Annotated in this window: 17 protein-coding genes; 1 reads left to right on the top strand and 16 read right to left on the bottom strand. The window is 41.9% G+C overall.

What is annotated here, in order from left to right:
• Positions 1 to 88: 88 nt before the first annotated feature.
• The 7 genes from ACESTK_RS13340 to ACESTK_RS13310 form a co-directional block, all read right to left on the bottom strand.
• Complete coding sequence (locus ACESTK_RS13340; protein WP_148462588.1) at positions 89 to 1,591, bottom strand: AMP-binding protein; 1,503 nt, start codon at positions 1,589 to 1,591, stop codon at positions 89 to 91.
• 16 nt (positions 1,592 to 1,607) lie between these two features.
• Positions 1,608 to 2,576 carry a hypothetical protein gene (locus ACESTK_RS13335; protein ID WP_373119962.1) on the bottom strand — a complete coding sequence of 323 codons (969 nt, stop codon included), beginning with the start codon at positions 2,574 to 2,576 and terminating at the stop codon, positions 1,608 to 1,610.
• Entirely contained in the window at positions 2,563 to 4,074 is a 1,512-nt protein-coding gene (locus ACESTK_RS13330; protein WP_373119960.1) for an MBOAT family protein, read from the bottom strand. Before ACESTK_RS13330 ends, ACESTK_RS13335 begins: the two co-directional genes overlap by 14 nt.
• Before the next feature lie 128 nt (positions 4,075 to 4,202).
• On the bottom strand, positions 4,203 to 5,012 hold the full coding sequence (locus ACESTK_RS13325) for a hypothetical protein (protein WP_373119959.1): 810 nt from the start codon (positions 5,010 to 5,012) through the stop codon (positions 4,203 to 4,205).
• A gap of 39 nt (positions 5,013 to 5,051) precedes the next feature.
• Entirely contained in the window at positions 5,052 to 5,798 is a 747-nt protein-coding gene (locus tag ACESTK_RS13320) for a transglutaminase domain-containing protein (protein WP_373119958.1), read from the bottom strand.
• 93 nt (positions 5,799 to 5,891) lie between these two features.
• Entirely contained in the window at positions 5,892 to 6,530 is a 639-nt protein-coding gene (locus tag ACESTK_RS13315) for a hypothetical protein (protein WP_373119957.1), read from the bottom strand.
• 148 nt (positions 6,531 to 6,678) lie between these two features.
• Complete coding sequence (locus tag ACESTK_RS13310; RefSeq protein WP_373119956.1) at positions 6,679 to 7,710, bottom strand: N-acetylmuramoyl-L-alanine amidase family protein; 1,032 nt, start codon at positions 7,708 to 7,710, stop codon at positions 6,679 to 6,681.
• A 172-nt stretch (positions 7,711 to 7,882) separates the two neighbouring features.
• Here ACESTK_RS13310 and ACESTK_RS13305 point away from each other — a divergent pair, with 172 nt between their 5' ends.
• On the top strand, positions 7,883 to 8,044 hold the full coding sequence (locus tag ACESTK_RS13305; RefSeq protein ID WP_173715531.1) for a hypothetical protein: 162 nt from the start codon (positions 7,883 to 7,885) through the stop codon (positions 8,042 to 8,044).
• A 119-nt stretch (positions 8,045 to 8,163) separates the two neighbouring features.
• Here ACESTK_RS13305 and spoIVA read toward each other — a convergent pair whose 3' ends face one another.
• The 9 genes from spoIVA to ACESTK_RS13260 all read right to left on the bottom strand — a co-directional run bounded on the left by spoIVA (position 8,164) and on the right by ACESTK_RS13260 (position 19,288).
• Positions 8,164 to 9,633: a stage IV sporulation protein A gene (gene spoIVA, locus ACESTK_RS13300; RefSeq protein ID WP_373119955.1), complete on the bottom strand. Its 1,470-nt coding sequence runs from the start codon at positions 9,631 to 9,633 to the stop codon at positions 8,164 to 8,166.
• A 283-nt stretch (positions 9,634 to 9,916) separates the two neighbouring features.
• Positions 9,917 to 11,605: a [FeFe] hydrogenase, group A gene (locus ACESTK_RS13295; RefSeq protein ID WP_118578428.1), complete on the bottom strand. Its 1,689-nt coding sequence runs from the start codon at positions 11,603 to 11,605 to the stop codon at positions 9,917 to 9,919.
• Between the two features lie 12 nt (positions 11,606 to 11,617).
• The gene (locus ACESTK_RS13290) at positions 11,618 to 13,489 is read right to left on the bottom strand and encodes an NADH-ubiquinone oxidoreductase-F iron-sulfur binding region domain-containing protein (protein WP_373119954.1); all 1,872 of its coding nucleotides are present in this window, start codon (positions 13,487 to 13,489) and stop codon (positions 11,618 to 11,620) included.
• Positions 13,486 to 13,965 (bottom strand): NAD(P)H-dependent oxidoreductase subunit E, encoded by a 480-nt coding sequence (locus tag ACESTK_RS13285; protein ID WP_148462597.1) that lies wholly within the window; start codon positions 13,963 to 13,965, stop codon positions 13,486 to 13,488. Before ACESTK_RS13285 ends, ACESTK_RS13290 begins: the two co-directional genes overlap by 4 nt.
• A 294-nt stretch (positions 13,966 to 14,259) precedes the next feature.
• The gene (moaA, locus tag ACESTK_RS13280) at positions 14,260 to 15,234 is read right to left on the bottom strand and encodes a GTP 3',8-cyclase MoaA (protein ID WP_226855633.1); all 975 of its coding nucleotides are present in this window, start codon (positions 15,232 to 15,234) and stop codon (positions 14,260 to 14,262) included.
• Positions 15,227 to 15,655, bottom strand: a complete 429-nt coding sequence (locus ACESTK_RS13275; protein ID WP_118578431.1) for an MOSC domain-containing protein — start codon at positions 15,653 to 15,655, stop codon at positions 15,227 to 15,229. The genes moaA and ACESTK_RS13275 overlap by 8 nt, the downstream gene beginning before the upstream one ends.
• A 223-nt stretch (positions 15,656 to 15,878) precedes the next feature.
• A complete protein-coding gene (locus tag ACESTK_RS13270; protein ID WP_118578432.1) occupies positions 15,879 to 16,733 on the bottom strand; it encodes a bifunctional 5,10-methylenetetrahydrofolate dehydrogenase/5,10-methenyltetrahydrofolate cyclohydrolase in 855 nt (284 codons plus the stop codon).
• A 131-nt stretch (positions 16,734 to 16,864) separates the two neighbouring features.
• Positions 16,865 to 17,494 (bottom strand): cyclodeaminase/cyclohydrolase family protein, encoded by a 630-nt coding sequence (locus tag ACESTK_RS13265; RefSeq protein WP_118578433.1) that lies wholly within the window; start codon positions 17,492 to 17,494, stop codon positions 16,865 to 16,867.
• Positions 17,495 to 17,602: 108 nt separating this feature from the next.
• On the bottom strand, positions 17,603 to 19,288 hold the full coding sequence (locus ACESTK_RS13260; RefSeq protein ID WP_195477537.1) for a formate--tetrahydrofolate ligase: 1,686 nt from the start codon (positions 19,286 to 19,288) through the stop codon (positions 17,603 to 17,605).
• Between the last annotated feature and the right edge of the window lie 31 nt (positions 19,289 to 19,319).

Below are 19,319 nucleotides of genomic sequence, written 5' to 3'. Positions count from 1 at the left end.
GGATACATTTATTTTCTAATTACGAGCATAACACAAATCCTAAATCATTTCAATACGAAGAAAGCTTCACTTCTTTATACGTTACTGTTCAGCTAATCTGTGTTGCCAGAAGTTTTCTGTTAATTTTTCCATTCTGATTATGAGGCATTTCAGGTAAATGATTGATTTTTCTTGGCTGCATATAATCCGGTAATTTTGACCTTAATGTTTTTAGCAATGTTTTATCGTCAATTGCGCCAGAGTAGAATAACACAATTCTCTTTTTAGCCGAATCAAATACACAACAATTTTCATCTACTCCATCAATGCTGCTTACATTTGCCTCAATTTCGCCGAGTTCAATTCTTCTTCCCATATATTTGATCTGGAAATCTTTGCGACCATAGTACTCCAATTCACCATACTCATTGAAACGTACCAGATCGCCCATTTTATATACTGTTTCCGGATAACAGGAATTCAGTGGATTCTGAATAAATACTTCCGCGGTCTTTTCAGGATCTTTATAATATCCATATCCTACTGAATTTCCTCTGACAACCAACTCACCAACACCTTCTGTTATAGGATTGCCATGCTCATCAATCACAAGAACATCACAATTGCTGTACGGAATGCCGATTGGAAGGATATCTTCATCTTTAAATTCCCGGTCTACAATATAGTAAGTACATCCATCTGTAATCTCAGTAGAACCATATGCATTAATATATACAGCATCCGGAACCGCTTGCTGCCATGCCTTCAGCTGTTTTATTGGCATAACTTCACCGCCGAAAACAATGAGTCTGATTGCTGACAGATCTGCTACAGAAAATGCATTTGTATTAGCTATCATGCAAAGTGCAGATGGAACCCAGCTAAGTAAATTAATCTTATTTTCGTACAAATATTGAACCAGATAAGCTGGGAAAAGAAATTTGCTTTTGGGAATCAGGTAAGCATGTGCTTTGGCCGCAATTGTTCCATAAATATCAAGAGCCGTCATAACATAGTAAAACGGAACCTGAACACCCAGTACATAGGTATCGTCCATTTTATAGTCTGAAACCAATGCAACTATGTAACTGGTGATTGCTTTATGAGGTGTGACTACTCCTTTTGGAACTCCTGTCGATCCAGAAGTAAAAAGGACATAAAGCACATCCGTCTCCAGAATCTTTGCTTTACTCTCTTCAATTGTTTCTTCAAATATTTCAGAATCATTTAATTCCTCTGTAACAATAATCCTGTCTTCACAAAAAAACTCTTTTGCATTTTCAAAATGCTTTCTGTCTGTAAGTACCAGTTCTGGCTCAAGTACTTCAAATATTTTATTAATTCGCTCAACCGGCATTTCCGTATCAATTACAGAATAAAAATTGCCACTATAAGCGACTGCCATCATTGATGAAATACAGTAAATGGATTTATCAAAATAAAGGGCTACTGGTTTCTTACGAAATCCCGACTTTATAATCGGCATTGCAATCCTGTAAGCCTCTTCCTGAAGCTCTTTATATGTAAGGGATCTTGCTTCTTCCGTAAAAGCAGCTTTATTTGGATGTGTTTTTACAGCATCATCCAGAAAATCTGTCATAATTCTTGGCATATGACACCTCCATATATTAAATTTGGTTTAAAATATTTGCCAACACTTTGGAATACTCTTTTGCAGCATTTCCATTCATATGACCATTATAGTCCGTATAACTGCTTAAGTCGTGAGAAAATGCCTTGAAGTATTGTGTATTAAAATTCAGGTAAGTAATTCCTTTTTGATTAAAATACTCTCCCAAATATTTTGAAGCCGCATTAAAATTATCACTGTAAACTTTCAGTGTGTCAATTGGAATCGGAGTAGTTACAGCTACAAATTCAATATTATTTTCCGCGCAAAAATCAATCAGCTTTCCAAGATATTCCATATTCTGCGGATTTACCTGAGCTTCTGTAAAATCCTTCATAGACTGCATTTTCAGCTTGGTTGTATCAACCGGATAACGCTCAATCAAGCCACTTTCATGGTATTCCTGGGTATCGCTCTTTAAATGGGAAATATCATAATCTTTATTCCATTTTTGAGAAAAAGTTTCCTTTACTTTTGCAAGCTCATAGCTAAGTGAATATTCATACCACGGAAACAGAACAGTTCTGAAATTGCAGTCCGCAATAGAATTCCAGAAATATTCCAATTTAGCTTTTGAGAAAGGAAACTCGTGATAAAACAGAAGATAATTGTTTCCTTCTTCTTTTTTGGAAACCAGATATTCCGGATCCACTTCATAAATAATTCTGGTAGGCTTCTGCTTCTCTGCAATCAGCTTCGCAATATGATACGCGTCAATTACGTATTCTCCTCCAACGCACATATTGTGACCAGTTCTTCCTGTAATTTCTTCCATTACTGCCGGATCAATATCTGTCATTCCGTGAGAAGTTCCCAGAATAATGTCATCATATTGATTATTTACCACTGCATGAATATCATTCCTCATAAAGGTACATGGATAAAGCGCCATATCCAATCCTACAAGAAGTGTTATACACACAGCAAGTACCAGTACTGTCTTTACGATTTTCTTAAAATTGTGCATAAATAAAACCTCTCGCTACTGCAGTGGAACCAAACAAGCCAATGGATACCAGCATGCAAAAATAAATGGCAGCTGTAACAGGTAAAGGAAGCTTTGCAAGAGACTCGCGAATTTTCACTCCTCTTTCCTGAAGTACACTGACAATAAACTGAATCACACATAAAACACCAATGATCAAAAGAGCATAAGGAGTAAATGCAGTCCCCTGTTTACCTGCCGGAATCATAAGAAGCTGAGATGGAGCAAAACTTGTCAGGGACTGCTTCATCATAAGAAAAGCCTGTCCTACACTGTCTGCCCGATCAAAATAATTACCAATAAGAACCAGTATAAACGTTCTGACTACTGTAAATACGTAATACCAGGTTTCTTTACCGGAAATATTCAGTTTTTTCTTCCAACTGCGATAGTTATCAGCCATAATTCCACTAAATGCAATAATGATACCATTATACATACCATATACGATATATTTCCATGCAGCTCCATGCCAAATACCCACAAGGAAAAATACAATCAGATTTGCTGCACCAATTGGAATAGCACGGCCGATTTTCTTACCAAATACTTTTTTGCATTTCTTACCGAATTTACTCATCCAACGAGATAATGTAACCGGATAGAATACATAATCCTTCATCCAGGTTCCAAGGGTGATGTGCCAGCGATGCCAGAAATCTGCAGTCGATACTGCAAAATAAGGTCTTTTAAAGTTCTCATCCAATTCAATTCCAAACATAGAAGAAATACCGATCACAACATCCATTCCACCAGAGAAATCTGCATAAATCTGAATCAGATAAAATAATACTCCAAGCAGAGCAACTCCATTGTATTTCTCCGGATCACAAAAAATCGCATCTGAAAAAACCGCAGCCCAATCTGCAAGAATCATCTTCTTAAAAAAGCCCCAGAGAATTCGTTCAAACCCTCTGACAATATTCTGACTTTCAAATTTGTGCTCTGCATAAAGCTGGTTTGCCAGACGACTGTATCTACCAATAGGTCCCTGTAAAATCTGGGGAAAATAAGATACAAACAGCGCATACTTAAACGGCTGTCTTTCTGCCTTACATCTCTTCCAATATACATCCAGAAGATATCCGGAAGACTGAAATGTGTAGAAAGAAATTCCAAGGGGAAACAGAAGTTCAATTTCTCTTAAATGTAAATGAAACAGGGCGTTGATATTCTCTATTGTAAAGTTGGTATACTTTACCACGCCAAGCATCCCGAAATTGAGAATCAGCCCAAGAATTAAAAGTTTTTTTGCACCTTTGTGATTGCCGTTTCCTTCTGTTTTTTCAATGAGAAGAGCCAGCAGCCAGGTTACAATGGTGGAAAAAAGAATAAAGACAACGTAGCGGGAACCGCCTGCTATGTAATAGATATAACTGAAAGCAAGAAGAACGATCCACTGAAATCTGCGTGGGACAAGATAGTAAATAAGTACACTTGCCGCCACAAATAGTATAAACAGATTAGATACTAACGACATATTTTTCTCCTAAACCGGACAACAGGCTCTGCACTGCTCCTCACAGTGCAAGAGCCATGTCCTGTATTTGAGTTGCAAAGCAACTGAAAGTCCTATATGGTGTGCCCCTCTATAGGAAGCAAATCTTTTTAATTTAAAAGACCATTATCCAGGCAGCCGTCTCCGCCGTCATCACCGCCGCTATAATCATCCCCACCGCCGTAATCATAGGAATAATCATTGTTGTCGTAGGAGTAATCATAACTCTCTGTCTGCTGTGCAGCTGCCGCCTGGTCTGCTGCTGCCTGAGCTGCGGCTGCATCAGCAGCTGCCTGGTCAGCGATTGCTTTCTCAGTATCGTATGTACTCTTCTTCTCTTTGGTGCTCTTCAGTTTATAAGTACCATAAATAATTCCATCCTTCTCGCGAAGAGTAAGGGTACCAAGATCCTCAAGTACAATACCGTGAACATCTGCTGTTGTTCCGTCTTCAAAGGTAAGCTGCATATCATAATTTGGAGCAGTATCCTCAGAAGTTTCTTCCTCTGTCTCTGCTTCACTGTTTTCTTTGGAAAAATATACTCTCTTCTTCTCTTTTAACTCAAATACGTCGTCAGCTTCCATCATATTCTCAGGAAATTCTGTCTCATCAGCAGTCTTGATTGCAAGTCCTGTAATCTTTTTGCCTGTACCATTTCTCAGTTTAAAAGCAATGCAGCCTTCTGCCTTTTCACCAACTGTTTTTAAGTCTTCTTTCTTTTTGGTAGTGGTCTTTTCTTCTTTTGCATCATCAGAATCAGCTGATTCCGCATCTTCCTCTTCTGCATCCTCTTCCTCATCAGAGCTGTCTTCTGCAGCATCTGCCTCAGCTGCTTCAGTTGTCTCTGCCGCAAAGCAGCTTACCGGAGCTGCTATGGCTAATGTGCCTGCTAATAATGCCATTAATAATTTTCTCTTCATGATCAATCTCCTTATGTCATTCTTTTTAGTTATAAAAAATCAGAAGCTGATTTTTGTTCTTTTTTCATTATATTTGTAAGTTCCCTTAGCACCGTATTTGAATTTGTATCCACTGTTGACATTTGGGTTATTGCGGTATGTATATGCAAAGTTTGGATCATATACATATGTGGTTTTGCCGGATTTAATCTCGCACCATGCATGCTCGCCGTCCTTGCCGTTGCGCTGCGGCACAGAACCCATAACAAATTTAACATTCAGTCCTTTTACTTTCGCCATCATAGCAAAAGTTGCAGCCATTACATAGCAGTCACCTTTTCCATATTTAAAGCCATATGCTGCATAATATTCAACTGCATTCTTACTTTTTCCCGGTTTCTTTACGCCGCCGAAATATTTAATTTTTGTGGAGCTCCAGGTAAATGCTTTTTTAAGGTTTCCGCCGCATTTTTTAAGTCGGATTGCTGCCAGTTTCTCGGCTGTGGAAGCTGTGGTTACCACACCTTTTTTGTTGATATGATAATATTTATTTTTGATTTTGTAGCCGTATTTGTTTTTTATAAGTTTTCCATTCTTGTAATAATAGGTCTTACCTGCTTTTTTGTAGAAACCTGTTTTCGGTGGTTTGTTTTCCTGCGCAGGTGTAGGTGTAACAACCGGAGCTTCAGCTACAGTTGTCACAGTATTACTGCTGTCCGCGGTTCCTTCTGCAAATACAGGAGTTCCCATTGTAAGTGTCATACTCAGTGACAGAACAACTGCCAATGTTTTGGTAATCTTTCTCATATTTATTTTCTCCAATCTTATATTTCTTTTATTATTTAGAGTCCGTTAATCTAAAAATCCGGCTCCAAATATCATTTTTGCAATCTGCATATTCTATCGGGGCTGAATACCGTATATGATTTCACCACCGCTGATTTTTTTTCCAAGTGATACATAGATATTTGCATATGTCAGTTTCATATCTTTGCTTACACCATTCATACAGCTGGAATAGGATCTGGTCTTGGAGGGTTTGCCAAGAAGTTTGCGAAGTTTCACACCGTTTTCCATATATTTGCTGGCTTTTTTCAGCTGGCTGCTCTTCTTGGCTACACGTACACCATTCTTATCAAAGTAATAAGGGGTTCCTTTCAGGTCTGCATATACACCTTTTTTTACTTTATATCCATTTCGGTCAAATCCATAGTACTTTTTGCCAATCTTCTTAACTACAACATTTTTCTTATAACCGCTCTCCTTCGGCGCTGCATAAGCCACTCCGTTTTTACCAAAGTACTGTTTCTTATCTGCACTCCAGCAGTTCTTCTGCATTACGCCGTCTTTGTAATAATAGGTTTTGGAACCTTTCTTAATAATTCCATTTAATAATGCAGGTGTGGGAGCTGCAACCGGGTCTTCGACTACAGCAGCTGCTCCATCACTGCTGCCAGTTGCCTCTGCATTTGCAATTACTGGTGTCTGCAGCATAAATACGCACATTGCAGGAAGAAGTAATTTTTTCCACTTTTTCATTTTCTAAATCTCCTTTATAAAAATTTTTAGCTTTGTAACTTTTTCGTACCTTCTCAGTTGAATCATGATTTGCATGATTTCGCGCACCTTGCGGAATACTGTCTTCTGAATAGTTACTTCGCTTTTTATTTTTAAAGCAGTTTCTGCCTTAAAATTTCACACTTGATCTTACAGAATATGCAAAATGGGTAGATGCCCCGAACAAAGGTCCCATATTGTCATAATAAAGCCCATCAATCATTACAAAACCATGGTCGCCAGTGGTGGCAATTACATACGGCTCATATCCTAAAACCTTGGCACATGCAGCAACTGCACTTGCAACACCGTAACAGCATCCTGAAAGATTATTATCAAACATGTAAATGGCAGACTGATAAGGCCAGATCTGAGTCCTAAACTCTTCATCAGTAGGATAAATCCATGGCTTGAAATCAGTATAGCCCATAAGATAATTGAAACAGGTTCTGAATTTCTGGCTGTTGGACATATTCGGAGCAGTATGCTTCTCCACAAATTTCCTTGCTTTTCGCATACACTCAGCTTTAAGTGCAGAAACCTGAATGGCAACTCCTTCTGAATTGATCTCGTATTCCTTTCCCTTTATCTTATAGCTGGTTTTATTTCTGATGAGAACACCTTTTGAATTAAAATAGTATTTCTTCCCCTTAATAGTCTGTAAACCGGTCAGCCGATAGCCTTTTCTTCCAATGAAATATCTCTTACCTTTCACAGTAAGCCATTTACTCTTCGGCGCGCTGGTTCCATTCTTTCGGATGTAATAATAGTTTCCTTTGTATTTTATCCATCTGTTTCTTGCCGCATCACCATTCGACAGATAATAGCGTTTTTTGTTCTTATATATCTGCCAGCCTGAATAGCGAATTCCACTCTTATGGAGATAATATTTCCTGCCGTTGATCGTTACCCAACCCGATTTCTGAAGTAAAGTACCATCTTCCTGCCGCCATTGATACCCTTTCTCTGCGGCTACCCAGCCAGGATCAGCTTTCGATGGAACAACTGCAGAGTTATCTGCATTTTCCTCTTTTGGATTAACGGAAGTACTTTCAGAAGTCACAGGCGTCGCTTCTGCAGTTTCCGCATATACAATTTGGACTGGTTCTGTGGAAAGCATGGCTGTCAGTATCAATACCAGAATGCAACTTCTCTTTTTCATATTCCCTTCCTCCCATATCTTGTTTCATTATAACAGCATTTCTTCTTCCACTGTAAAAGCATTTTTCCATATTATACCAAAATCATATACAAATTTCCACGTTTGCTGCGTAAAATGTATAAAATTAACTTTTCTGTAAAGACTTTTATATAAACTTTACAAGGAGGTTTTTATGTTGCCTGTAATTTTACTTATTGTTTTATTTTTTGCGTTGCAGCTGCTTGTACTTTTCTGTTGTGTTGCGGCGGGAAATGATCCTTATTCACAGTTTCTTTCAGACGAGGAACAGGTGGAATATCTGGCGCGCTGGAAAAAAGAACATGGATATAAATAATCTTTGATAAGGAAAGGGAAGCACCACAGTTTTCCGTATATTGGTAAGTACCCATAAAGTATTTTATATATAAAAAAAGGCAGTGCTTATAACAATACTGCCTTTTTTCATAAAAATACCTATATGATAATACACACAAGACCGCCTTTACTGTCATTTACGATTTTCTGCATGGTATCCTGAAGCTTCACCTGGCTTTCCTCGCTGATCATGGTCAGCTTGCTGCGGATGCCATCCTGTACCAGCTGTTCAATGGATTTCCCGAAAATATTCGTCTCCCAGATGCTCTCTCCTCTTGCATCGCTTTCTCCAATATAAGTGATCAAGTCTTTTGCCTGCTGCTCCGTACCTACGATCGGAGCAATTTCAGTTTCAATATTTGCTTTGATCATATGAATAGACGGACTCTTTGATTTAATTTTCACACCATATTTATTTCCCTGGCGGATTACAGCCGGCTCTTCCAGCTGAATCTGGGAAAGCTCTGGTACAACTACACCGTAGCCGCTGCTATTTACTGCATCCAGGGCATCTTTAACCTTTACATACTTTTCCTTCATTGCAGCAAGCTCCTTCATCGTATGGATCAGCTCATACTCACTTTCCATGGGAATTCCACTCATATCGCTAAGCATCTTATAGTAATATTTATCATCTATCTGAAGCCGTATCTGAATGGTTCCATCAGAAAGACCTACGTGATCCAGAAGAGTATCCTGTACATAAGGACCTTCCAGTTTTACCGATTCCCTGGTAACATCACGAATGTGTAAAAGCTTCTTCATGCACACTTTAATCTGGGAAAGGATCTGGTTTTTCAATTCGCTGTCTGCAGGCAGCATTTCCACCCATTTGGGAATAAAAAACTGCAGCTGGGTAATGGGAAATTCATATAGGATTTTTTCCAGGAGCAATGCGACATCTTCTTTTTTCAACTGCTCACAGTTAACCGCAACAACTGGTACCTGGTACTTCTTCTGAAGCCCGTTAACCATCTGAGTGGTTTCTTCTTTATAGGGAAACTGAGAGTTTACTACAATGAGAAATGGCTTTCCCTGTGTTTTCAATTCAGCCACAGTCTGTTCCTCGGCCGGAACAAAATTTTCCCTTGCTATTTCTCCAAAGCTTCCATCGGTGGTGATCACAAGACCGATCGTAGAATGTTCCTGGATAACCTTTTCTGTTCCTGCTTTTGCAGCTTCATGAAAGGGGATTGCCCTGGAAAACCAGGGTGTTTTTACCATCCTCTCTTTACCATCCTCAACGTTTCCTCCAGCATCCTTTACAAGAAAACCAACACAATCGATAAGCCGCACTTTCGCCTTCCTGTCTTCGCCAAGATCAACTGATACAGCTTCTTTTGGGATAAATTTGGGTTCCACAGTTGTGATCATTTTTCCGGAACCACTTAATGGAAGCTGGTCCCTGACCTCTTTCTGCATTTTTTCATCCATTCCGGGCAAAGCCACCAGTTCCATAAATCTGCGGATAAATGTTGATTTTCCTGTACGGACAGGGCCTACAACGCCTATGTATATATCGCCTCCGGTTCTGGCCTGTATATCACGGTAAACCTGAAAATTTTCCATACAAAAAAGCCCTCCTGCCTGATTTTTTAAAGGTCTGCAAGATTTGTTTACAGCGTAATGCTTATACTCTTCCTCTAAATAATATGCAGTCGGGCTTTTTATTATACTTGTACATCGAAAATTAAGTTTCTGCTATATTGACGCAGGATGATTTCTTCATATGCAAGGCGGAGGAAGAAGGCGTAGCGGTGGTTACGGTGGCTGACGCAGCCGCTTTCAAGAACCTTTTCAAGCGCGCTCTTGCGCACCATATTATTGCCTGTCCAGCTACTATATTTCAGCATCAATAGAAATCATTGTGGAGCAGTTTGTGCTCTTTTCCTTTGAGCAGTCCCTGATACAGTTCCAGAACCATAGGGTTCTCATCGGATTTCTTGATCAGCATAGTATTGTCAGCATTATACAAACCTTTCGCTCTTGCAGCTTTGGTTCTGTCACCGGCCCGTACCGGCTGGCCACCGCCCATAATACAGCCACGGCGGCATGCCATTACTTCAATGAGATGATAGTTTGCTTCGCCGTTCTTTACACGTTCCATAACGGTTCTTGCATTTGCAAGACCACTGGCCACACATACATTGATATCCATTCCCTTGTATGGAACTGTGAATTCTTTGATTCCTTCATCTCCACGGACACCACACTCAGAAATCTCCCGCATGGTCTCCTTGGAATGATCCGGGCTTAAGCGGCGTAGAACCGCCTCTGTAACACCGCCGGTAACACCAAAAATAACGCCTCCGCCGGAGCCAAATCCAAATGGCATATCACATGCTTCAGGCTCTAACTGTGCAAAATCAAGGCCAAAGTTATCGATCATGCGCAGCAGCTCTGTGGTTGTAATTACAATATCCGTATCCTGTTTCTCATCAGTAAAACTGTTCGGACGGATTGCCTCAGCCTTCTTGGCTGTACATGGCATAATAGATACCATAACAGTCTTTTTACCCTTGGCATTCTCCGGATCACGGAAGTATTCTTTAATAACTGCAGACATCATTCCCTGTGGGGATCTACAGGTAGACAAATTCGGGATATAATCCTTATACTGGTCTGTAATAAATTTCACCCATGCAGGGCAACAGGAGGTAAGAAGTGGAAGTTTCTCCCCCTTCTCAACTCTTTTTAGAAATTCTGCTGACTCCTCCATAATAGTAAGATCGGCGCTGAAAGTAGTATCATAAATCTCGTCAAATCCCATTCTGTGGAGTGCATTGACAATTTTGCCCATTACGCTCCGTCCCTTCGGAAGACTGTAATGATCACCTACCGCAACACGAACTGCCGGCGCAATCTGTGCTACTACACGTACATCCGGATCTGCAAGAGCTTCCCAGACTTCATCCATATGCGTCTTAATGGAAATGGCACCTGTCGGACAATATACACGGCACTGTCCGCAGTTTACGCACTGGGTTTCTGCGATTTTCTTATTAAATGCAGGAATTACAATAGCCTCTGTTCCACGGTATGCAAAGTTCAATGCTCCGATTCCCTGAAGCTCCTCGCAGGCACGGACACAGTCACCACAGAGGATACATTTGTTCGGGTCACGGATCAGAGATGGTGAACTGTCATCAATCTCATACTGCTCTCTTGTATTCTGAAAACGGATGTTATGTACTCCAAGACGGTGAGCCAGCTCCTGAAGCACGCATTCTCCACTCTTTACACAGGTTGTACAGTCACGGCAATGTGCTGCGAGAAGCAGTTCCACAATCAGTTTCCTGTATTTTTTGATCTTACCTGAGTTTGTATAAATTACCATTCCATCCCTTGGCTCCTCAGAACAGGAAGCGAAGGTTCTTCCTCTGTCATCCTCTACTGTGCACAGACGACAGGCTCCAAAAGTGGAAACCTCTGAGTGATAACAAAGTGTAGGAATATTAATGCCTGCCTTGCGGATTACGGTCAGGACATTTTTTTCATCTGTAAATTCGACTTTTCTGCCGTCAATCGTCATTGTACCCATAATCTGTCCTCCCTACATTTCCACATATATTGCATCAAAGTTACAGTTGTCCTTACAGCTGCCGCACTTGATGCATACATCATTATTAATATGATAAGGTGATTTGATCTTGCCGGAAATTGCCCCGGCAGGACAGTTCTTGGCACATTTTCCGCAGCCAATACAGAATTCCGGATTAATGCGGAACTGACGGAGTGCTGTGCAGACCTTGGCCCGGCACTTCTTGTCCCGGATATGCTCTTCGTATTCCTCGCGAAAACGCTTCATGGTACTGAGGACAGGAAGAGGTGCACTCTTTCCAAGTCCGCAAAGAGCCATGCTCTGAACCATTTTGGCAAGTTCTTCCAGCTCGTCAAGATCAGACATCTCCCCATTGCCTGCTACAATCTTCTCCAGGATCTCCAGCATACGCTTGGTACCCTCACGGCATGGAACGCATTTTCCACAGCTCTCCCGCTGGGTAAAGCTCATGAAGAAACGGGCAACCTCTACCATACAGGTATTCTCATCCATGACAACTAGACCGCCTGATCCCATAATAGCATCAAGCTTCTTTACAGAATCAAAATCAAGAGGAGCATCCAGCTGGTCTTCTACAAGACATCCGCCAGATGGTCCGCCAATCTGAACGCCTTTAAATGCAGCGCCACTCTTCAGACCGCCGCCAATATCATAAATAATCTCACGAAGTGTTGTTCCCATTGGAACTTCAATAAGACCTGTATTCTCAATTGCTCCGGTCAGGGAGAAGGTCTTGGTTCCCGGGCTTCCCTCTGTTCCAATGGTGTGGAACCAGTCAGCACCCTGTATGATAATCTTCGGAACATTTGCGTAAGTCTCAACGTTATTTAATACAGTTGGCTTGCCCCACAGACCTTTCTCAACAGTACGAGGCGGTTTTACACGAGGCATACCTCTGTTTCCCTCAATGGAAGAGGTAAGGGCAGAACCTTCACCACATACGAAAGCTCCTGCACCACGATTAATATGTAAATGGAAATTCACACCGCTACCAAGAATATTATCTCCAAGAAGACCATATTTCTCAGCCTGGGAAATAGCAAGACGAAGTCTGGCTACGGAAAGAGGATACTCTGCACGAACATATATGTATCCGTTCTCAGCGCCAACTGCGTAAGCGGCAATGATCATGCCCTCGATCATCTTATACGGATCGCCTTCCATAACGGAACCATCCATAAATGCTCCCGGATCACCCTCATCACCGTTACATACTACATATCGGATCTTCTCAGCCTGTCTGGCTACCTGTGACCACTTCTTACCTGCCGGGAAGCCGGCGCCTCCGCGTCCGCGAAGACCAGATCTGGTAACTTCATCAATTACATCCTGGGGAGTCATCTCTGTAACTGCCTTGGCGAGGGCAGAAAAACCGCCTGCTGCAATATATTCGTCAATGGATTCCGCATCAATCTTACCACAGTTTTCAAGAACGATCCTGGTCTGACGGTTAAGGAACGGGATATCCTCAGGCTTCGGACAGATTTCATCTCCATGGCGGTAAAACAGACGATCTACAGGATGTCCAAGGCGTACAGTTCGCTCCACGATCTCCAGACAGTCCTCCTCCTGAACATGTACATACTGATATCCGTATGGTTCAATCCTTACAAGCGGTCCCAGCTCGCAAAGACCCTGACAGCCAGTCTTGATAACGCCTACGTGAGGGATATCTTTCTGCATTTCAATCTCTACACCATCAATACCTTCACAGAGTCTTACCATCTCATCATAGATCTTCTGAGCACCGGAAGCCATACATCCGGTACCGGAACAGACAAAAACACGGCATGTGAAGTTCTGGATATTCTGTTCGATCTCAGCTTTTTTGCTTTGCAGCTCTTCTTTACTGTTAATCCTCATCCGTTCTCACCTCTCAATCTGTTAATAAGCTCTACTACCTTCTCCGGTGTCATCTTGGCATGCACTTCTTCATTCACCATACAGGTGGGAGCAAGCCCGCAGGCCCCAAGACAGGATACGGTCTCTACAGTGAACATCATATCATCTGTGGTATGCTTCTTATTGCTTAATCCCAGTTCTTTCATGAATGCTTCTTTAACCGGGATTGACTTTCTTACATGACAAGCTGTGCCATCGCATACCTTGATAATGTATTTTCCTTTCGGTTCAAAAGAAAAGTTCTCATAAAAGGTTGCAACACTGAAGGCCTTCGCTTCAGTAACGCCGATCTGTCCGGCTACGTAGGTCAGAAGTTCTGCAGGCAGGTACCGATATTCCGCCTGGATATCCTGCATGATGGGGATTAATGAGGCAGCACACCGCTCATAATGCTCAATAATCTCATCTGCTTTCTTGTAATATGACTGATCTACCATTTTGTTAACCTCCTTACTTGCCAGATGCCTCCAGGTCTTTTGTCCCCGTCCTCCAAAGCTTCCGGCTTTGCGTATTTTTTAACAGACATGACTATTTTTGTAATGAAATTATATATTTTTTTGTTCATTTTGGCAAGTGAATATGAATAAGTTTATTAATTAACAATATTTTTGCACAATTTTGCATCTGGAATTATATTGAAATATACAAAAAGCCGGATTGCATAAGTTGTACAAGTAATACAACATGCAAATCCGACTTTTCTAAGTCGTGTTTTCTTTTGTTTTTCAAAATCATCCACCGATTTGAGCCATGATGTGGGATTCTTCGTTTCCCTTCTTATGTTCCTGAAAATTGTGGCCTACAGGCTTTTCATAAATAACTTTTTCTATCGTTTCTTTAAGTATCCCATCAGAACAACTACTTCGAAGCAAAACCTTCAGATCTGCTCCGTCCTCAAATTGCAGGCAGCCTTTCAGAAATCCGGTAGAAGTAAGCCTTACCCGGTTGCAGCTGTCACAGAATTTGTGGGACAGAGCACTGATAAATCCGATCCTGCCTGTAAACTCCTCCAAGGTATAATAATGACAGGGGCCATTTCCAAGTTTCTCTTCCGTCGGTGTCATTAACCCGTATTCCTTCTCCAGAACAGCCTTTATCTGTTCCTCTCCCCTGGCTGTAAACTCCTTGCCCAGACCGATTGGCATCATTTCAATGAAACGCACATGAAGAGGATTCTCCCTTGCAAGAGCTGCCACCTGTAAAAGTTCCTCGTCCGACTGAAAAGTGGGGACACAGTTCAGTTTCACTTTCAGGGAAGGGTAAGAAAGTGCTGCCCTAAGTCCCTTTAAAACCTGGTGAAAATCGTCCCTGCGGGTGATTTTGCGAAATGTGGTTTCTTCTAAAGTATCCAGACTGATGTTTACGGCATCCAGACCGGCCTCCATCAGTCCCGGAAGCTGTTCTCCCAAAAGGATTCCGTTGGTGGTCAGTGTAACCTGACAGATCCCTGGAATGGCTTTCAGTTCTTTTACTAACGGGGTGCAGATTCTGCGGACAAGAGGCTCTCCTCCTGTCAGTTTGATCCTGGAAATCCCAAGTTCACTGGCTGCCTTACAGATTCTCACGATTTCATCTGTATTCAGAAGTTCTGTCCTTGGAATCTGACGGATTCCATCTTCCGGCATACAGTAGATACAGCGGAGATTGCACCTGTCTGTCAAAGATATCCGCAGATAGTCAATATTTCTTCCGTATCTGTCAAGCATAAACCATTTCATCTCCCTCAGAGATCACACCGCCTTTGATTACTCTGGCAAAAACACCTTCGCGGGGCATAATGCAGTCTCCCATGATTTTGAAAATCTCGCAGCCGTTGTGACACTGCTTTCCAATCTGCGTGATTTCCAGAATCACATCGTTGCATTTCAGACGGGTTCCTACTGGAAGGGTCTTAAAGTCAAATCCCTGTACGATCAGATTTTCCCCGAAAGCACCATCCTTTACTGGTGCGCCTTTCGCCTTAAATTCTTCTATTTTTTCATAAGACAGAAGGCTGACCTGACGGTGCCAGTTTCCTGCGTGGGCGTCATTCTCCAATCCATAATTTTCAATCAGTTTTACAGTGTGCACATTGACCTTCTGAGTTCCTCTTTTAACACTGATGTTCACTGCCATCACTTTTCCCATAATGAGTTACCTCCATATATCTGTACCCTCTATAGTACAATATCTTACGGAGAAAAGCAAATTTTTTGTAATAGCAAAACAAACTTTTGCCGCAATAAGGATTTCAATAAAGTTTTCTGCAACAAAAAAACTCTCCAGTTTTTACCCTGAAGAGTTTTTCTTCCGCTTGTACACATGATGTACTTCAGGTACATCGTTCTATTAACTCTAAACCAATTAAATATTAAGCGTTCACTTTGCGCATAGCAGCCTCTACAACATGTCCAACCAGGACAGATGTTGTAACGCTTCCAACTCCGCCAGGAACTGGTGTAATAGCATCTACGATCGGCTCTACTGCTGCGTAGTCAACGTCTCCGCAGAGCTTGCCTTCTGCATTTACGTTGATTCCTACATCAATAACTACCTGTCCTGCTTTTACATAATCAGCGCCAACAACGCCAGCACGGCCTGCTGCTACGATGATAATATCCGCTTCGCGTGCCACAGACGGCATATCCACTGTTCTTGTGTGACAGATGGTTACAGTTGCGTTTTTCTTAACAAGCATCATAGCTGCCGGTTTACCTACAACAAGGCTTCTTCCGATTACTACTGCCTTCTTGCCTGTGCAGTCGATTCCGTAATGATCAAGGATTTCCATACATGCCTGTGGTGTACATGGCGGGAAACCGATCTTCTTGCCTGTAAAAACACCAGACATGGAAAGGTCTGTCATACAGTCAACGTCTTTCTCAGGAGCAAGTGCATTCTCGATCACAGCCTGATCCAGATGTTTCGGAAGCGGACGGAACAGAAGTACACCATGGATATGATCGTCTTTGTTTACCTTATCAATGACTGCAAGAAGCTCGTCCTGAGCAACATCCTCCGGAAGAAGAATTTTCTCGCATGCAACACCTAATGTCTCACAACGCTTTGTTGCACCTTTCTCATAGGAAATATCACTTGGATTCTCTCCTACACGGATAATGCAAAGTGTGGGGTTAACGCCTTTTTCCTGAAGAGCTGCCACATTGCCTTTGATACGCTCGTTTAATGCAGCAGTTACTTCTTTACCTAATAACTGTTTTGCCATTTTTAAGTAATCTCCTTATATTATGATAAATCCAGTCATGCTCATACCAGTTTCATGGTAATACAGCATTTCGAGACCGCCAAAAGGACTTACAGGATTTTGCTCCTGCCAGTTCTTTTCTTTTTTTATCTTTATTTCAGTCTGCCAAGTACGCTGTCAAATGTCTCGTCTGCAAGCTTGCAGTATTTTTCAAGCATTGCATCAGCCTTTGCATTTAATTCTTCTGCATACTCTCTGTCTGCCATGGACTTTGTGTTGATATAAACGTTCAGGCTTGCACCTTTTAATGCAGCTTTGCAGAAGGTTGCAGCTACACCAGCGTCACTGATGGCAAGCTTGGAGCCTTTTGCAGCAAATTCCTTGATCAGGTCAAGTGCCTCACAACATTTCTCCATAATTTCCATAGGAACAGAGCAGGCATCTTTTAATACGATTGCCATAACTCTTGCTTTTTCAGCTTTCTCTTCTTCTGTTTCTTTCGGCATTCCATATGCTTTGGAAAGTGGCTCAAATACTTCTGCATCACGCTCGATCAGACGAAGGAAATCTTTCTGAAGCTGGTCGCATTTTCCTTTCAGCTCCCACATTTCTTCCTCAACATCAGCGTATTTCTTCTTGCCAACAGTAAGGCTTCCTACCATATTTCCAAGTGCAGTTCCTACAGCACCTACCAGTGCAGATGCTCCTCCGCCGCCTGGAACCGGGGCTTTAGAAGCAAGAACTTCTACAAATTCTGTACATGTACTTGTTGAAAATCCCATTTTCATTGTCTCCTTAATCGTTCTTGTTCGTCACATCACAATATACAAACTGTGCTTTTATGTAATCAGGCGAACACTTCCATCCGCCTGATCTTCACTTTCTTTTAATTAGAACAGACCTGTGATTTTACCAGTCTCGTCAACATCGATTCTTTCAGCTGCCGGAACTTTCGGAAGACCTGGCATAGTCATGATCTCGCCTGTAAGAGCTACGATAAATCCTGCGCCTGCAGAAATCTTCAGATTACGAACAGTTACTTCGAAGTCAGTTGGAGCGCCAAGCTTGGTCTGGTCATCTGTTAAGCTGTACTGTGTCTTTGCAACACAGATCGGGCAGTTGCCAAATCCAAGAGCTTCCAGCTGTTTCGCCTGTTTCTGAGCATTTGCAGTCAGAACAACCTTTTTACCACCATATACTTTCTGAACGATCTGATTCAGTTTATCCTCGATGGAGCCCTCAAGCTCATATGAATAGGAGAAATCGTTTGGCTCATCACAGAGACGGATTACTTCCTCCGCAAGCTTCAGACCGCCCTCGCCGCCTTTTGCCCATACTTCGGAAAGTGCAACATTAACGCCAAGTTCTTTACATTTTGCTTCAACAAGATCAAGCTCCGCTTTTGTATCAGTCGGGAATGCATTGATTGCAACAACACATGGAAGCTTGTAAACATTCTTAATATTGTTAACATGTTTCAGAAGGTTCGGGAGACCTTTCTCAAGAGCCTCAAGGTTCTCATTGTTAAGATCAGCCTTTGCAACACCACCATTGTATTTCAGTGCACGAACAGTCGCAACGATAACAACTGCACTTGGATGAAGATCTGCCATACGGCACTTGATGTCAAGGAATTTCTCTGCACCAAGATCAGCACCAAAACCAGCCTCTGTAATTGCATAATCAGCAAGCTTCATAGCCATCTTGGTAGCCGTTACAGAGTTACATCCATGAGCGATGTTTGCAAAAGGTCCACCATGAACGATTGCCGGCACATGCTCCAGAGTCTGAACCAGGTTAGGCTTCAGGGCATCCTTCAAAAGTGCTGTCATAGCACCCTCAGCATGAAGATCACCAGCTGTTACAGGTTTCTGCTCTGATGGTTTTCCATATGTATAACCAACGATCATTCTTGCCAGTCTGTTCTTCAGGTCTGTGATATCACTTGCAAGACAGAGAACTGCCATGATCTCAGAAGCTACTGTAATATCATAGCCGTCTTCACGAGGCATACCGTTTGTTCTTCCGCCAAGACCGTCGATCACATTACGAAGCTGACGGTCATTCATATCCACACATCTTCTCCATGTAATCTTACGTGGGTCAATATTCAGAGCATTTCCCTGGAAAATATGGTTATCGATCATTGCTGCAAGAAGATTGTTTGCAGCTCCGATTGCATGGAAATCACCTGTGAAATGAAGGTTGATATCTTCCATCGGAACAACCTGTGCATATCCGCCGCCTGCAGCACCACCCTTAACACCGAATACCGGTCCAAGAGATGGCTCACGAAGTGCAACCATAACGCTCTTTCCAAGTTTCTGCATTCCATCAGCAAGTCCTACAGTTGTAGTTGTTTTTCCCTCACCAGCCGGGGTCGGGTTGATTGCTGTTACAAGGATCAGTTTTCCGTCTTTCTTGTCGCTCTCTTTTAAGAGATTGTAGTCGATTTTTGCCTTATACTTTCCATACTGCTCCAGGTATTTGTCATCAATACCAGCTTTCTCTGCAATCTGGGTAATCGGCAGCATTTCGCATTCCTGTGCGATTTCAATGTCACTCTTGTATCCCATTGTAACTTACCTCCTTTTTACGTCCCTGCTA

The organism is Ruminococcus sp. Marseille-P328, from assembly GCF_964249465.1.
Lineage (GTDB): Bacteria > Bacillota > Clostridia > Lachnospirales > Lachnospiraceae > Blautia_A > Blautia_A faecis.
This window is presented reverse-complemented; position numbering and strand designations above follow the sequence as displayed.

Coding starts and splice junctions, on each gene's coding strand:
- ACESTK_RS13325 (WP_373119959.1), bottom strand. CDS start 5,012: ATGAAGAGAAAATTATTAATGGCATTATTAGCAGGCACATTAGCCATA.
- ACESTK_RS13270 (WP_118578432.1), bottom strand. CDS start 16,733: ATGGCAAAACAGTTATTAGGTAAAGAAGTAACTGCTGCATTAAACGAG.
- ACESTK_RS13260 (WP_195477537.1), bottom strand. CDS start 19,288: ATGGGATACAAGAGTGACATTGAAATCGCACAGGAATGCGAAATGCTG.
- spoIVA (WP_373119955.1), bottom strand. CDS start 9,633: ATGGAAAATTTTCAGGTTTACCGTGATATACAGGCCAGAACCGGAGGC.
- ACESTK_RS13315 (WP_373119957.1), bottom strand. CDS start 6,530: ATGAAAAAGTGGAAAAAATTACTTCTTCCTGCAATGTGCGTATTTATG.
- ACESTK_RS13305 (WP_173715531.1), top strand. CDS start 7,883: ATGTTGCCTGTAATTTTACTTATTGTTTTATTTTTTGCGTTGCAGCTG.
- ACESTK_RS13265 (WP_118578433.1), bottom strand. CDS start 17,494: ATGGGATTTTCAACAAGTACATGTACAGAATTTGTAGAAGTTCTTGCT.
- ACESTK_RS13285 (WP_148462597.1), bottom strand. CDS start 13,965: ATGGTAGATCAGTCATATTACAAGAAAGCAGATGAGATTATTGAGCAT.
- ACESTK_RS13295 (WP_118578428.1), bottom strand. CDS start 11,605: ATGGGTACAATGACGATTGACGGCAGAAAAGTCGAATTTACAGATGAA.
- ACESTK_RS13340 (WP_148462588.1), bottom strand. CDS start 1,591: ATGCCAAGAATTATGACAGATTTTCTGGATGATGCTGTAAAAACACAT.
- ACESTK_RS13330 (WP_373119960.1), bottom strand. CDS start 4,074: ATGTCGTTAGTATCTAATCTGTTTATACTATTTGTGGCGGCAAGTGTA.
- ACESTK_RS13310 (WP_373119956.1), bottom strand. CDS start 7,710: ATGAAAAAGAGAAGTTGCATTCTGGTATTGATACTGACAGCCATGCTT.
- ACESTK_RS13275 (WP_118578431.1), bottom strand. CDS start 15,655: ATGGGAAAAGTGATGGCAGTGAACATCAGTGTTAAAAGAGGAACTCAG.
- ACESTK_RS13290 (WP_373119954.1), bottom strand. CDS start 13,489: ATGAGGATTAACAGTAAAGAAGAGCTGCAAAGCAAAAAAGCTGAGATC.
- ACESTK_RS13335 (WP_373119962.1), bottom strand. CDS start 2,576: ATGCACAATTTTAAGAAAATCGTAAAGACAGTACTGGTACTTGCTGTG.
- ACESTK_RS13320 (WP_373119958.1), bottom strand. CDS start 5,798: ATGAGAAAGATTACCAAAACATTGGCAGTTGTTCTGTCACTGAGTATG.
- moaA (WP_226855633.1), bottom strand. CDS start 15,234: ATGCTTGACAGATACGGAAGAAATATTGACTATCTGCGGATATCTTTG.